General features: G+C 38.6%; 15 protein-coding genes and 5 tRNA genes. 14 read left to right on the top strand and 6 right to left on the bottom strand.

What is annotated here, in order from left to right:
- Nucleotides 1-53: 53 nt before the first annotated feature.
- A complete protein-coding gene (locus AC1VNJ_RS01835; RefSeq protein WP_028411637.1) occupies nucleotides 54-758 on the bottom strand; it encodes a YqfQ family protein in 705 nt (234 codons plus the stop codon).
- Nucleotides 759-943: 185 nt separating this feature from the next.
- On the opposite strand from AC1VNJ_RS01835, the gene AC1VNJ_RS01840 reads away from it, so the two are divergent.
- Nucleotides 944-2,263, top strand: a complete 1,320-nt coding sequence (locus AC1VNJ_RS01840; protein ID WP_099000494.1) for a DEAD/DEAH box helicase — start codon at nucleotides 944-946, stop codon at nucleotides 2,261-2,263.
- Between the two features lie 28 nt (nucleotides 2,264-2,291).
- A complete protein-coding gene (locus tag AC1VNJ_RS01845) occupies nucleotides 2,292-3,179 on the top strand; it encodes a deoxyribonuclease IV (protein WP_028411635.1) in 888 nt (295 codons plus the stop codon).
- 49 nt (nucleotides 3,180-3,228) lie between these two features.
- Here the strand turns inward: AC1VNJ_RS01845 and AC1VNJ_RS01850 are convergent, their stop codons facing one another.
- The gene (locus tag AC1VNJ_RS01850; protein WP_013059210.1) at nucleotides 3,229-3,480 is read right to left on the bottom strand and encodes a DUF2624 domain-containing protein; all 252 of its coding nucleotides are present in this window, start codon (nucleotides 3,478-3,480) and stop codon (nucleotides 3,229-3,231) included.
- Between the two features lie 273 nt (nucleotides 3,481-3,753).
- Between AC1VNJ_RS01850 and AC1VNJ_RS01855 the strand changes: the two genes are divergently transcribed.
- The 3 genes from AC1VNJ_RS01855 to AC1VNJ_RS01865 are packed head-to-tail and all read left to right on the top strand — an operon-like array spanning nucleotide 3,754 to nucleotide 5,782.
- Entirely contained in the window at nucleotides 3,754-4,533 is a 780-nt protein-coding gene (locus AC1VNJ_RS01855; RefSeq protein WP_028411634.1) for a metal ABC transporter ATP-binding protein, read from the top strand.
- On the top strand, nucleotides 4,530-5,372 hold the full coding sequence (locus AC1VNJ_RS01860) for a metal ABC transporter permease (protein WP_028411633.1): 843 nt from the start codon (nucleotides 4,530-4,532) through the stop codon (nucleotides 5,370-5,372). Before AC1VNJ_RS01855 ends, AC1VNJ_RS01860 begins: the two co-directional genes overlap by 4 nt.
- Nucleotides 5,369-5,782 (top strand): Fur family transcriptional regulator, encoded by a 414-nt coding sequence (locus tag AC1VNJ_RS01865; RefSeq protein ID WP_013059207.1) that lies wholly within the window; start codon nucleotides 5,369-5,371, stop codon nucleotides 5,780-5,782. Before AC1VNJ_RS01860 ends, AC1VNJ_RS01865 begins: the two co-directional genes overlap by 4 nt.
- Nucleotides 5,783-5,812: 30 nt before the next feature.
- Here AC1VNJ_RS01865 and AC1VNJ_RS01870 read toward each other — a convergent pair whose 3' ends face one another.
- Complete coding sequence (locus AC1VNJ_RS01870; protein ID WP_034271152.1) at nucleotides 5,813-6,388, bottom strand: 5' nucleotidase, NT5C type; 576 nt, start codon at nucleotides 6,386-6,388, stop codon at nucleotides 5,813-5,815.
- Between the two features lie 259 nt (nucleotides 6,389-6,647).
- Here AC1VNJ_RS01870 and AC1VNJ_RS01875 point away from each other — a divergent pair, with 259 nt between their 5' ends.
- Nucleotides 6,648-7,013 (top strand): G protein-coupled receptor family protein, encoded by a 366-nt coding sequence (locus AC1VNJ_RS01875; RefSeq protein WP_013059205.1) that lies wholly within the window; start codon nucleotides 6,648-6,650, stop codon nucleotides 7,011-7,013.
- A 36-nt stretch (nucleotides 7,014-7,049) separates the two neighbouring features.
- On the opposite strand, the gene ispG is transcribed toward AC1VNJ_RS01875, so the two are convergent.
- Both ispG and AC1VNJ_RS01885 read right to left on the bottom strand, forming a co-directional pair.
- The gene (gene ispG / locus AC1VNJ_RS01880) at nucleotides 7,050-8,153 is read right to left on the bottom strand and encodes a flavodoxin-dependent (E)-4-hydroxy-3-methylbut-2-enyl-diphosphate synthase (RefSeq protein ID WP_201763664.1); all 1,104 of its coding nucleotides are present in this window, start codon (nucleotides 8,151-8,153) and stop codon (nucleotides 7,050-7,052) included.
- A 151-nt stretch (nucleotides 8,154-8,304) separates the two neighbouring features.
- Complete coding sequence (locus AC1VNJ_RS01885; RefSeq protein ID WP_033579687.1) at nucleotides 8,305-8,637, bottom strand: hypothetical protein; 333 nt, start codon at nucleotides 8,635-8,637, stop codon at nucleotides 8,305-8,307.
- A 76-nt stretch (nucleotides 8,638-8,713) separates the two neighbouring features.
- Here AC1VNJ_RS01885 and AC1VNJ_RS01890 point away from each other — a divergent pair, with 76 nt between their 5' ends.
- Nucleotides 8,714-9,925, top strand: coding sequence for an MFS transporter (locus AC1VNJ_RS01890; RefSeq protein WP_482640270.1), 1,212 nt, complete (start codon nucleotides 8,714-8,716; stop codon nucleotides 9,923-9,925).
- Between the two features lie 151 nt (nucleotides 9,926-10,076).
- Here the strand turns inward: AC1VNJ_RS01890 and AC1VNJ_RS01895 are convergent, their stop codons facing one another.
- The gene (locus tag AC1VNJ_RS01895; protein ID WP_482640271.1) at nucleotides 10,077-10,859 is read right to left on the bottom strand and encodes a DUF1189 domain-containing protein; all 783 of its coding nucleotides are present in this window, start codon (nucleotides 10,857-10,859) and stop codon (nucleotides 10,077-10,079) included.
- A 343-nt stretch (nucleotides 10,860-11,202) separates the two neighbouring features.
- On the opposite strand from AC1VNJ_RS01895, the gene AC1VNJ_RS01900 reads away from it, so the two are divergent.
- From AC1VNJ_RS01900 to sodA, 7 genes are all read left to right on the top strand, one after another.
- Nucleotides 11,203-11,688 carry a DUF456 domain-containing protein gene (locus AC1VNJ_RS01900; protein ID WP_028411626.1) on the top strand — a complete coding sequence of 162 codons (486 nt, stop codon included), beginning with the start codon at nucleotides 11,203-11,205 and terminating at the stop codon, nucleotides 11,686-11,688.
- 62 nt (nucleotides 11,689-11,750) lie between these two features.
- A tRNA-Asn gene (locus tag AC1VNJ_RS01905) sits at nucleotides 11,751-11,825 on the top strand.
- 1 nt (nucleotide 11,826) lies between these two features.
- Nucleotides 11,827-11,900, top strand: a tRNA-Met gene (locus AC1VNJ_RS01910).
- Nucleotides 11,901-11,940: 40 nt separating this feature from the next.
- Nucleotides 11,941-12,015: transfer RNA gene (locus AC1VNJ_RS01915), tRNA-Asn, on the top strand.
- Nucleotides 12,016-12,018: 3 nt separating this feature from the next.
- Nucleotides 12,019-12,095 (top strand) — tRNA-Ile (locus tag AC1VNJ_RS01920).
- An 11-nt stretch (nucleotides 12,096-12,106) separates the two neighbouring features.
- Nucleotides 12,107-12,199, top strand: a tRNA-Ser gene (locus tag AC1VNJ_RS01925).
- A gap of 197 nt (nucleotides 12,200-12,396) precedes the next feature.
- A complete protein-coding gene (gene sodA / locus AC1VNJ_RS01930; protein ID WP_013059198.1) occupies nucleotides 12,397-13,005 on the top strand; it encodes a superoxide dismutase SodA in 609 nt (202 codons plus the stop codon).
- Nucleotides 13,006-13,114 lie beyond the last annotated feature (109 nt).

Here is a 13,114-nt window from a genome sequence, read left to right on the forward strand (position 1 = left end):
CAAAGATATTCTTTTTTTACTTACTGTCTTTACTTACGGAACTAGCAGATTTATCAAATATAAAGTTTTGGTTTAGACACTCGATCTCTAGAGGAAAGTTCAATTTCTTCTTCGAAGAAATCCAGCTCATCATCAGATGAATCCGTGCTTTCTGCGCCTGTTGACAAAACCTTACTGTCTTTGCTTTCATCAGTTTCAGCAACCTCTGTTCCTTCTGCTTCGAGTACTTCATCTGTATCGTCACTTGAGCGCAGGGCTTGATAGATTTTCCATAGAGAAGGAGCATTTTTGACAAGAGGTCCGTATTGTTGAATCATAGGTCCCATCGTTTCCGCAGCTTTTAATACTCGCTGAACATTTCCCATCATGGAGCTTAAGTTAGCAGGGTTCGTTAAACCTTGCAAACCTCCAAGCAGGGAAGAAGAGTTGGTCGCTCCTGCAGCACCTTGGGCTCCTGAAAGGCCTGAAAACAAAGAACCTCGAGGAGCAGCAGCTGCTGCTTGTTGAAAGGGGATGTTTCTATTCCCGCCTCTTCGGAATAGGCGAGTTAAGAAGTTACCTCCTCCACGGTTCAGGCCTTGCTGATTCGGGTAAAATGATTGTTGAGCATTTGTTTGCTGGGCAAAGTTACGAAACTGCTGTAATGGATTAAATTGGCCAAAGTTACCAGGTTGTTGCCCAAAACCGTTTTGCGGTGGCATTCCTGGCATCATTCTTCTTTGCATACCGGGTGGAAATGGTGGTCTTCGCTGTAGCAAAGGACGCACCTCCTTTAGTAAAGTAGATTTTCTTTTACTATCGTATGCAACTCGCGATAAAATGTTTTTGAAACAGGTAATAAGTTTTAGTAATATGAATGAGAAGTAGTCACAGAAGGAAAAATCGATTATAATCATATATTGTGCCTTAAAAGATGAACGTGAATGTAAAAAAGGAGACTATTATGGAAAAAACAAACTTTGAACGTTTTGAGTTTCAACCATTTTTAATAGAAGCAATTAAACAATTAGGTTTTTATCAGCCTACAGAGATTCAAGAGCGCTTAATTCCTGCCGTTTTAAAAGGGGAAAGTGTAATTGGTCAGTCACAAACAGGGACGGGCAAAACACACGCTTATTTGTTGCCTTTACTTGAAAAGGTAGATCCTAAAAAAGAAGAAGTACAAGTTGTAATTACCGCTCCAACTCGTGAGCTTGCTTCTCAAATTTATCAAGAAGTCTTAAAGCTAACAAAACACAGTGCTGAAGGAGAAGAAATTTCAGCAAAATGTTTTATCGGCGGTACAGATAAGCAGCGTACAATCGACAAATTAAAGAAACAGCCTCAAGTGGTTGTAGGAACACCGGCTCGTTTGTTTGATTTAGTAAATGAAAAAGCGTTAGTTGTGTATACAACTAAGGCGTTAGTAGTAGACGAAGCTGATTTAATGCTTGATATGGGATTTTTAGAAGATGTGGACCGTTTGGCAAGCAACATGCCTGAAAAATTACAGATGCTTGTTTTTTCAGCAACGATTCCTGAAAAATTAAAGCCATTCTTAAAAAAATACATGGAAAATCCAAAATTTACGCATGTTTCGCCGAAGCAAGCAGCAGCGGCTAAATTAGAGCATGTATTAGTTCCACTACGTCATCGTAACAAGTTTAAGCTGCTGCACGATATGCTTATTTCGTATAATCCTTATTTAGCTATCGTCTTTACAAATACAAAGAAAATGGCGGACGAAGTAGCAGATGACCTACTGTCTAAAGGCTTAAAAGTAGGAAGAATTCACGGAGACTTATCTCCTCGTGACCGTAAGAAAATGATGAAGCAAATTAATAATTTAGAATTTCAATACGTAGTAGCGACAGATTTAGCAGCTCGCGGTATTGATATTGAAGGGATTTCACACGTTATTAACTTTGAGCTTCCTTCAGATCTAGATTTCTACATTCACCGCGTAGGCCGTACAGCTCGTGCTGGTCATTCTGGAATTGCTGCTACAATCTTCGATGTGGAAGATGAAGATGCAGTAAATAAGCTAGAGAAAATGGGAATCGAGTTTGTAAACAAAGATCTTCAAAAGCAAGAATGGGTTTCTATTGATGACCGTAACCGCCGTAAAAAGCGTGTGAAGAAAGCGGATGAAGTGGGAGAAGAGGCACATCGCTTTATTCAAAAGCCTAAGAAAGTAAAGCCTGGCTATAAGAAAAAACGTGCTCGTGAAATTACAAAGTACGTGCAAAAGAAAAAGCGTAGTGAAAGACGCAACAATCGTTAATCGCAATAGGTTAGAGGTGTAAAAAAGAATGTTGAAAATTGGTTCTCACGTATCGATGAGCGGCAAAAAGATGCTTTTAGGAGCAAGTGAAGAGGCAGCTTCTTATGGAGCAAATACGTTTATGATCTATACAGGCGCTCCACAAAATACTCGTCGCAAAAAGATTGAAGAGCTTAATATTGAAGCTGGTCTTTTGCATATGAAAGAGCATGGAATGAAAGATATTGTTGTACATGCTCCTTATATCATTAATTTAGGGAATACAACAAAGCCCGAAACATTTGAGCTTGGAGTAGATTTCTTAACGTCTGAAATTCAGCGCACCCATGCTCTTGGCGCAAAGCAAATTGTTCTTCATCCAGGGGCTCATGTGGGGGCCGGAGCAGATGCTGGTATTCAGCAAATTATCAACGGTCTAAACGAAGTGTTGACAGCTGATCAAGAAGTTCAAATTGCGCTTGAGACAATGGCTGGAAAAGGAACAGAGTGTGGAAGAAGCTTTGAAGAAATCGCCCAAATTATTGATGGTGTGACGCACAATGAAAAGCTCTCTGTTTGTTTTGACACATGTCACGTACATGATGCTGGTTACGATATCGTTCAAGACTTTGACGGTGTATTAAATGAATTTGACAAAACCGTAGGAATACAGCGAATTAAAGTGCTTCACATCAATGATAGTAAAAATGTATGCGGTGCTCGAAAAGACCGTCATGAAAACATTGGGTTTGGTGAAATCGGATTTGGTGCACTGAATTATATTGTTCATCACCCAGCGTTTAAAGAAGTTCCTAAAATTCTAGAAACTCCTTATGTAGGAGAAGATAAGAAAAATAAAAAAGCGCCATATCAATTGGAAATTGATATGATTCGTGCACAAAGCTTTGATTCAGAATTAAAACAAAAGCTTATGTAATTTCATATGTGATTGAAAGAGGTCATGTCTACAGACATGACCTCTTCTTTTACATTAACTGCTGAAATAATTCGTTCACGCGTCTGGCAGTTTCACGATCTGTTACTTGAGCAATTTGTTTGATTAAATTTCGGCGCTCTTCAAGGTTATAAATATTTACGGGCTGCTGTCTAATGACAGATACAAGGGTGTGTGCCTGCTGATCTGTAATGGGGATGTTGTATTGTTTGCTATACTTTAAAAGCTCTTTCGGGGTAATATTGTTTACTTTCTTATTGACAATCTGCTGTACAATTTTCATATGATTACCTCCTCGTCATATACAGTTTATGAATAAAAAAGAAAGATGTGACTATATTGTGTAATAAAACAACATTTTGAGTCGGATGAACCTACGGGGGTAAGAAAGCGAAAGAGTGAAACGGCTTAGTTTACAAATAAAAGACAATCCTGTATACTACATTAATGACTAAATCGTAATGATTCTGAGAAAGTAAATGGGTAACGGAGTATACGATAGAAACCGTGCCCTCTTTTGTATGGAGAAATATAAAAAAAGAATGGTGAGGCGCATATGAATACACCTGATATCATTGAAATTGATCATTTATCATTTCAATATGATGGAGTGAATGTATTAGAAGATATAAGTTTTTCAATTCCAAAAGGAGCTTTTTTGGGGCTCGTTGGTCCAAATGGTTCTGGGAAATCAACGCTAATCAAATGTTTGCTTGGTTTGCAAAAACCATCTCAAGGTTCAATTCGTTTATTTGGAAAAGATCAGAGAAGGTTTAAAGAACGAAGTAAAATTGGATATGTATCGCAAAAAGCGAATAGTTTCAACAGCGGCTTTCCTGCTACCGTTTTTGAAGTGGTTTCCACGGGCCTTACTTCAAAACTAGGTTTGTTTCGCTTTATGAATGCCTCTCATAAACAAAAGGTAAAAGAAGCGGTAGAAGCAGTGGGGATGAGCGAATTTTTAAATCGAAACATAGGAGAGCTATCCGGTGGTCAGCAGCAGCGAATTTTTATTGCACGCGCGCTTGTAAGTGAGCCCGAGCTGTTAATTTTAGATGAGCCTACGGTCGGAGTGGATGCACAAAATGTATACACTTTTTATGAGCTTCTTGAAAAGTTAAATAAAGAAAAAGGAATTACGCTTGTGCTTGTTACTCACGATATTGGAACTGTCTCGGAAAAAGTAACCCACGTTGCTTGTTTAAATAAATTTTTACACTTTCATGGGAATGCCAAAGAATTCGAACAGCTTTGTGAACATGACGTATCTATGTTTTATGGTCATAATGTTCATGTGTTAACCCATGATCATCATCATGGAGGGCAGCACGTATGATAAGCAGTTTATTTCAATTTGAGTTTTTGCGAAATGCATTTTTAACAGGTATGATTATTGGCGTCTTAGCTCCTTTATTGGGCACGTTCATCGTAGTAAGACGTCTTTCTTTAATTGCAGACGCGTTAAGTCACGTGACGCTAGCCGGAATTTCTGCGAGCTTGCTTCTTAGTCAGAAAATAGGGTTTATGCAAGGAGTGAACCCCGTCTATTTAGGAATGGTGTCTTCCGTTACAGGGGCTCTTTTTATCGAGAAGCTTCGAGGGGTCTACAAGCACTATCAAGAGCTGGCCATTCCGATTATTTTATCGGGCGGAATTGGTATTAGTGCAATTTGTATCTCGCTGGCAGACGGTTTTAATAATGATTTAATGAATTATTTGTTTGGAAGCGTGAGTGCAGTTAGTCGTTCGGATCTTTGGACAGTTGTTGTCATAGCCGTATTTGTAATAGCTATTGTCTTTTTCTTATATAAAGAATTATTTATTTTATCTTTTGACGAGGAGCATGCTTCTGCTTCTGGAATTAAATCGAAGTGGATGCACTTTTTATTTATCGTGATGGTTGCTCTTGTCATTGCTGTATCGATGCGTATCGTCGGTATTCTATTGGTGTCATCGCTTATGACTCTTCCTGTAGCAGCAAGCATTCGCTTAGCTAGAGGCTTTAAACAAACGATTCTGCTTTCGGTGATTTTTGGTGAAATATCTGTTTTAGGCGGATTATTTTCAGCGTACTACTTGGATTTAGCACCAGGCGGTACAATTGTTGTCATTGCTGTTGTTATTTTAATCATATCTATTATGATTAATAAAGGACGGAAGGGGAAACAAAAATGAATTTAACTGAAGCCATTCATTTATTAAAAGATCAAGGATATAAACATACAGGAAAACGTGAAGAAATGCTTGCCTTGTTTTCAAAATCAAATAAGTACTTAACGGCAAAAGATGTATTAGAATATATGAAGCCTGATTATCCTGGTCTAAGTTTTGATACAATCTACCGTAATTTATCATTATTTGTGGAGTTAGGCGTACTTGAAATGACGGAGCTTTCGAGCGAAAAGCACTTTCGATTTAAATGTGCAACTGCTCATCATCATCACCACTTCATTTGTTTAGATTGTGGAAAAACAAAAGAAATTGAAGCTTGTCCGATGGAGTATGTAGACGAGGATTTGCGAGGGTATAATATTACAGGCCATAAATTCGAAATTTACGGTCAATGTATAGAATGTAATCAATAAAAAAGAGAGGGTGCTATGCACCTCTCTTTTTTATTTTTGCTGTTCTTTTAACCAGTCGGCTACCCACTGATCTGCTTCTAGCCAGTTATATACGCGAACCACTCCTTTTGGAACAGGTAAGCGATTATAAGGAGTATCAAATAAGATAACGGGAATATTGCATTCTTCACTGATTTCACAAGCATTATCATGTTTGTCTTCAAAAAAGATATCAACATCGTATCGTTTTGCTGTCTCAACTTTAAAATGAGAGCCGACTAACTCAATGTGATGAAACGATAGCTCATTTTTTTGAAACCATTCTTCCGTGACGTCCAATAGCTGATCGTGCCTTGCACTAATAAAGAATAATTCGTGCTTTTGATGCCACTTTTGCAAAACCGCTTTTGCATCGTCTGCAAGTGGAGAGGTTTCGTAAATAGAGCGTTCATTTGCTTTAAACCATTTCCCGAGTTCTGCAGGTGATACATTTACAAAAGGGCTGAAATCATATTCTGTAATATCTTCAAGTGTTAAATTTAAGTTAAAGGCTTTATTTAAATGAGGAACAAAAGTTTCAGGAGAGGTAACAGTTCCATCAATGTCAATTCCAAACTTTTTTGTCAACTACGTGCACTCCTTTAATACGTTTATTCTACTTAGGTGCTTGATTATTCTTGTCTAGTGTAACATAAAGCCTAAAGAGAAACAGTAATACTTTTTATACTCCTTAAGAAAAAAGATAAGGATGATTATACGGTGTGGGAATCGTGCAGGTATCTATTTTTGCAAGAAAATGAGCAGCTGTATAAGATTAACACTTATAATTTTTTCTCGCATTCAGATACTATAAATGCTCCTTATTTACGAAAGCGAGGGATTAAGCATGGAGAATGAAGAACAAAGGCGTAGAAAAGATGTATATGAAGCTGATTTCATGGAAGAAACTGCAGCTGAAGTGGGCGTTCCTTACCGAGTAGGAGAGCCACATGCAGAGCGTGAAGTTATAGATATTGACCGCAATCGCAATCATGAAGTCGCTGGACGAGGAGAAGGAACGGGATACGGTCGTTTCGCACTCGTGCTTTCGATTCTTTCACTATTCTTTTTACCAATTATTCTTGGTGCCGCTGGGATTATTCTAGGGTTTATCGCACGCAGAAAAGGAGCACTTACGCTAGGAGCATGGGCAATAGGGATCGGAGTTGTATCGATTATTGTCGGTACGTTTATATTACCGTTCTTTTCATAAAAAAAGCGAGGCGCATATGCGCCTCGCTTTTTTTGGTTATGATTTAGCTGCAGCTTTTTCAGCTTCTTGCTTTGCGTGATATTCAGCAGCAATTTTATCAATTTCTTTTTTTAGTTCCTCAACCATTGTTTCTTCCGGAACTTTGCGTACGATTTCACCTTTGCGGAATAGAAGACCTTCACCGCGTGCTCCTGCAATCCCGATATCAGCTTCACGAGCTTCGCCAGGACCGTTTACAGCGCAGCCAAGTACCGCTACTTTAATCGGTGCTTTTACGGTTGAAATATACTCTTCAACTTCATTAGCAATGCTAATTAAATCAATTTCAATACGTCCGCAAGTTGGGCAAGAAATAAGCGTTGCAGCATTGGAAGCTAAACCGAATGATTTTAGCAACTCGCGTGCAACTTTTACTTCTTCTACAGGATCCGCACTTAAAGAAATACGTAATGTATTTCCGATTCCTTTAGACAAAATAGCGCCAAGACCTGCTGCACTTTTTACAGTTCCCGCAAATAATGTACCCGATTCTGTAATTCCTAAGTGAAGAGGGTAGTCAAAAGCTTGAGCAGCTTTTTCATATGCTTCAATTGCCAAGTTAACATCGGATGCTTTCATTGAAACGATGATGTCATGAAAATCAAGGTCTTCTAAAATTTTAATGTGATGAAGTGCACTTTCTACCATGCCATCTGCTGTCGGATAGCCGTATTTATCTAAAATACGTTTTTCCAGTGAACCGGCGTTAACTCCAATACGAATTGGAATATTTTTAGCTTTTGCAGCATTTACAACAGCTTCCACTTTTTCACGGCGTCCAATATTACCTGGGTTGATACGGATTTTATCCGCTCCGCCTTCAATTGCTTTTAACGCTAAGCGATAGTCAAAATGAATATCTACAACTAATGGAATGTTAATGCGTTTTTTAATTTCAGGGATTGCATCTGCTGCGCGCTCATCTGGACAAGCAACACGAACAACTTGGCATCCTGCTTCTTCTAAACGTTTAATTTCTGCAACCGTTGCTTCAACATCATGTGTTTTAGTGGTTGTCATACTTTGAATAACTAATTCGTTACTGCCCCCAATTGTTAAATCTCCAACTTTAACGGGGCGTGTTTTTGTACGATGTATAATTTCACTCACGTGATAATCTCTCCTTCAAAATGAAATCAAGAATTTGAATTCATTAATAGAATAACTCTTTATGAACAAAATAACTAGTAGAAAGTACTACCTTAGCTATTTTAACAATGACTATCCCATCTTGACAAGAAGAATGCTGTCATTACTTGTAAATAGGGAACTTATACGTTTTTCCAATTTGAATATCTTCAGGCGCTGTACCGTTATTTAACTTCTTAAAGTCTTTAATCATTTGGTTCATAGAAACCGGTATCGATTTTTTTGTAAGCTCTTCAATGACGGACAAAACTGTATCGCCTGGCTTAATTTTTATTTTTGTATAGATTGAAGAAGAGCTGGCGGCTTTTGTTTCTGCAGGCTGCGCTTTGCTGACTTGAACTGCTTCAGTCGCAGTAGGAATGGTCCCGTATTTAATGTCGTAGTGACAAATATATCCGATAAAAGCGAAAGCGGCTAATGCACATAGCTTTTTCATTATGCTCCTCCTTCATTCTTTTGCTTATGTGTAAAGCCTATGCTTGTCTTACTTAAATATGATTGGAGAACGAAATTTGAAAGAAAAATTAATGATTGTTTCATTAGGCTTATTGCCTTTAATCATGGTGCTGGGAAATTCCATGCTCATTCCTCTGCTGCCAAGCATTCAAAAGTCACTTCACTTAAGTGGAGTCCAAACCAGTTTGATACTGAGTGTATTTTCTATTCCGGCTGCATTGTGTATTCCTGCGGTAGGAATTTTATCAGATCGATATGGACGTAAAAAATTAATTATGTATTCCCTCATCGTGATGATAATCGGTAGCCTTGTCGCTGCTAGTAGCGCTTTGGTCTCTTCTGGAAGCTTTGCTGTGTTGATGGCTGGAAGAGTGATTCAAGGGATTGGCGCTGCTGGTACTACAACGTTGGCAATGGCATTAACTGGAGATGTATTTACAGGGGAAAAAAGAGCAAAAGTCCTTGGGATTTTAGAAGTATATAATGGAGCTGGAAAAGTGGTTGCACCTATAATTGGAGCAACGGCGGCACTCGTTGTATGGTATGCCGCATTTTTTGTGTATCCTTTAGCTGCAGGTGCTGCTTTAGTAGGTATAGGCATGTATGTGAGAGAAGCGAAAACAGGTTCAGATTCAGTATCTGTTGGAGAGTATTTAAAGAGAGCCATTGGGATCGTCTATGATAAAAGAAAATCGCTTTTTCCTTTATTCTTTGTGGGGGGACTGGGGTTGTTTTTATTATTTGGCATTTTATATTACTTATCTTTTTTAATAGAGGAAACGTATCATATAGACGGTTTTTTCAAAGGAACCGCTTTTTTATTTCCTCTTGGCGCGATGACGCTCGTTTCTTATTGGACCGGTCAGCGAATCAAAACAGATGTAGTGCTCATGAAAAAATTGATGATAGTAGGAATGATTCTTTTATTCGTAATGTTTGGAGTATTAACGGTGATTTATACGCTTCCTGTGCTGATGTTTTGTTTGACAGTCGCCTTTGGCGGCTTAGGATTTGTTCTTCCTTGTATTAATATGATGATTACTTCAGCGGCTTCAGACGAAGAAAGAGGATTTATTGTATCCATTTATGGAACGGTGAGATTTTTAGGAGTAGCGTTGGGACCCGTTGTTTTTGAAGTGTGGATGCATACTGAAAGGCTGATGTTTATTTATAGCTTTAGTTTGCTCGCAGCAGGAGGTTTGTGGGTTTTGTATCAGTTGAAAATTTTTTCTTCTGCAATGGGGAGAAGAAAAGTTGTACAGAAATAAAGAGGCTGGGACAAAAGTATGTTAGTTGAAGAAGCTCCGAACAAATTTGATTCTTGATCAAGAATTAAATTCGTTCGGAGTTTTTCATTGGCAGGGTAAACATAGATTTTATGTATGTAGGTGCTTCTAGCGGTTGATTGGATTCATTTCGTTATGTTTCAATCGCTTTATTAGATTTTACCTTTTTTCTCATAGGAACCCTTGTGACGAGCAATAAGTAAATGAAGAACGTTCCTATCCAGTAAAGAGAGCTATGTGTTGCTAGAGACAAAGAAAAAGCTTCAAAAAGCGTATAAAGCAGCGTGAAGGCTACCGTACTATAAGCGCTCAGTGCCCATAGCTGTTTGAAAGGAAGCTGCTTCTTAGTGATGAGTCCAATCAGTTTTCCAAGATAAGCAAGGCAGGTAATAGAAAGGAAGTTTAGTCCAGATGTTAATACGTACAGTAAAAGCATAGCGATAGGGACAAGTATGTATAAAGAAAATTTTTGTTCGTGCAGCAAGTTTAACAGTTCATTTTTATCTTTATGATGCCAGTTTAGCAACTCATATGAATACGTTTGTGTTTGTGAATTAGTCGTGATATAAATTCCATCCTTTAAAAAACCAATTGCATGAGCAGGGGAATGAAACCGTTCAATAGACTGTGAGGGGTCTAAGATAAAAGCGGTACCGTTTACTTTTTTTGTGAAAGGTTGGCTTGACGTAAGCTGTGAATTTGAAATAGAAAAAGAAGAAACAGATTTCGGGAGATCTGTAGTCGCGGTATGATAGCCGTTTACAATTGTCAAAGTCATAAAGAAAAATGTAGGCAGCAAAGAAATGAATGTTAAAAACAGCACAAAGCCAATTGTTTTATTCGTATGCTCAAAGCGAAGCGACTTTATTTTTTGAAAGGAAGTAAAACTCCATGCTATCTTTTTCAGCATGCTCATTGTAAAGCCTCCTATTATTTAAAATTCTGATTATACCTTATTTTATAGCGGAAATTTAAGGTTTACAATAGGTTTTAGAAAACGTTACCAATTACAATGGTGCGATGGAGCGTTTTGTCAAAAGCATTTCTTTATATGTACAGATTTTGCTGTCATTGTTTTTGGGGGTTATTACGGGCAGTTTGAGGACTGTGCTGTTAATAGTGCAGTGGTACACTCGAAAATCGTTATCTGAAGATATATTCGAAAGTAAAATAAAGGAAGGTCTCGTGGTGCAAGGTCTTTCTTTATAGGAGTGGTTATTGTATGATAAATAGTAATAATAAAAAGGATAGGTGCGGGCATGGCTATTTTATGTTGGGCATTAGTTATCATTAGCTTTGTTGTATCGTTTGTTGGGTTGGTTTATCCCATCATCCCAAGCGTGCTATTTGTAGCGCTAGGATTTGTCATATACGGTTTATTTTATGATTTTAGCTCCTATAGCTGGTTATTTTGGGTGATACAAGGATTGTTAGTTGTCGCACTTTTTTTAGCAGACTATATCGCTAATATTATTGGTGTGAAAAAATTCGGAGGCACTAAAGCAGGCGTTTGGGGAAGTACAGTTGGATTGCTTGTGGGTCCGTTTGTTATTCCGGGATTTGGAATTATTTTAGGGCCGTTTATCGGAGCGATTGTAGGAGAACTGATTGTTCATCGGACCACAATTAGCAACGCAGTAAAAATTGGAGTAGGTTCGGTTATTGGCTTTTTTAGTGGCGCTATCTCAAAAGGATTTATTCAACTGTTGATGATTGCCTATTTTTTATACGCTGTTTTAAAATAATATATTGACTTTAGGCCAGAAACATGTTAAATTTTTAATGTCGCTAGTAAATGTTATATTGTTCCACAGTAGCTCAGTGGTAGAGCTATCGGCTGTTAACCGATCGGTCGTAGGTTCGAGTCCTACCTGTGGAGCCATGGCGGTGTAGCTCAGCTGGCTAGAGCGTACGGTTCATACCCGTGAGGTCGGGGGTTCGATCCCCTCCGCCGCTATTTTCCAATTTACGTTTGTGACATACATAATTCATATTGTTCCACAGTAGCTCAGTGGTAGAGCTATCGGCTGTTAACCGATCGGTCGTAGGTTCGAGTCCTACCTGTGGAGCCATGTGGACCCTTAGCTCAGCTGGTTAGAGCAGACGGCTCATAACCGTCCGGTCGCAGGTTCGAGTCCTGCAGGGTCCACCATTTATAGGGTTGGAGGAATACCCAAGTCCGGCTGAAGGGATCGGTCTTGAAAACCGACAGGGGTGTTAAAGCCCGCGGGGGTTCGAATCCCTCTTCCTCCGCCATACTATTGTCTATTCAAAGCTTCTTTTGAGAAAAAGAAGCTTTTTTTATGTTTAAAAGAATAGCGAATGGGAATTAGGTAAATATAAATCATGGATTAGGTACTTTTTATTTGAAAGAGTAGGGTAAATTTGCTAATCTAAACGTATATGGTGCTTTTGCGCCAAAATGCTTACATATTTTGAAGGAGGAATTATTCATGGCTTACAAATTACCAGAACTACCTTATGCATACGATGCACTGGAACCACATATCGACAAAGAAACAATGAATATTCACCACACAAAACATCACAACACATATGTTACAAACCTAAACGCTGCTGTTGAAGGCAAAGCGGATTTAGAAAGCAAAAGTATTGAAGAGTTAATTTCAAACTTAGATGCTGTTCCTGAAGATATCCGTACAGCAGTACGCAATAACGGTGGCGGTCATGCGAACCACTCATTATTTTGGACAATCCTTTGCCCTAACGGCGGCGGTGCTCCAACTGGTGAATTAGCAGACGCTATCGCTAGCAAATTCGGCAGCTTTGATCAATTCAAAGAAGAATTTGCAAATGCAGCTAAAACTCGCTTCGGTTCTGGCTGGGCTTGGTTAGTTGTAAACAACGGCGAATTAGAAGTAACAAGCACACCAAACCAAGATAGCCCATTAATGGAAGGCAAAACGCCAATTCTTGGTCTAGACGTTTGGGAGCACGCTTACTACTTAAATTATCAAAACCGCCGTCCAGATTACATTTCAGCATTCTTTAATGTTGTAAAATGGGACGAAGTTGCTAAGCGTTACGACGCTGCAAAATAAGCTGAAGACGTATTTAAGAGCCAGTAAAGTAATTATTACCTTTACTGGCTTTTTTGTTTTCCAATTCTTTTACATATCTCCTTTTCTTTTTCACACACTAGGTGTAGAA

It is taken from the genome of Priestia sp. 3CA3, from assembly GCF_056836725.1.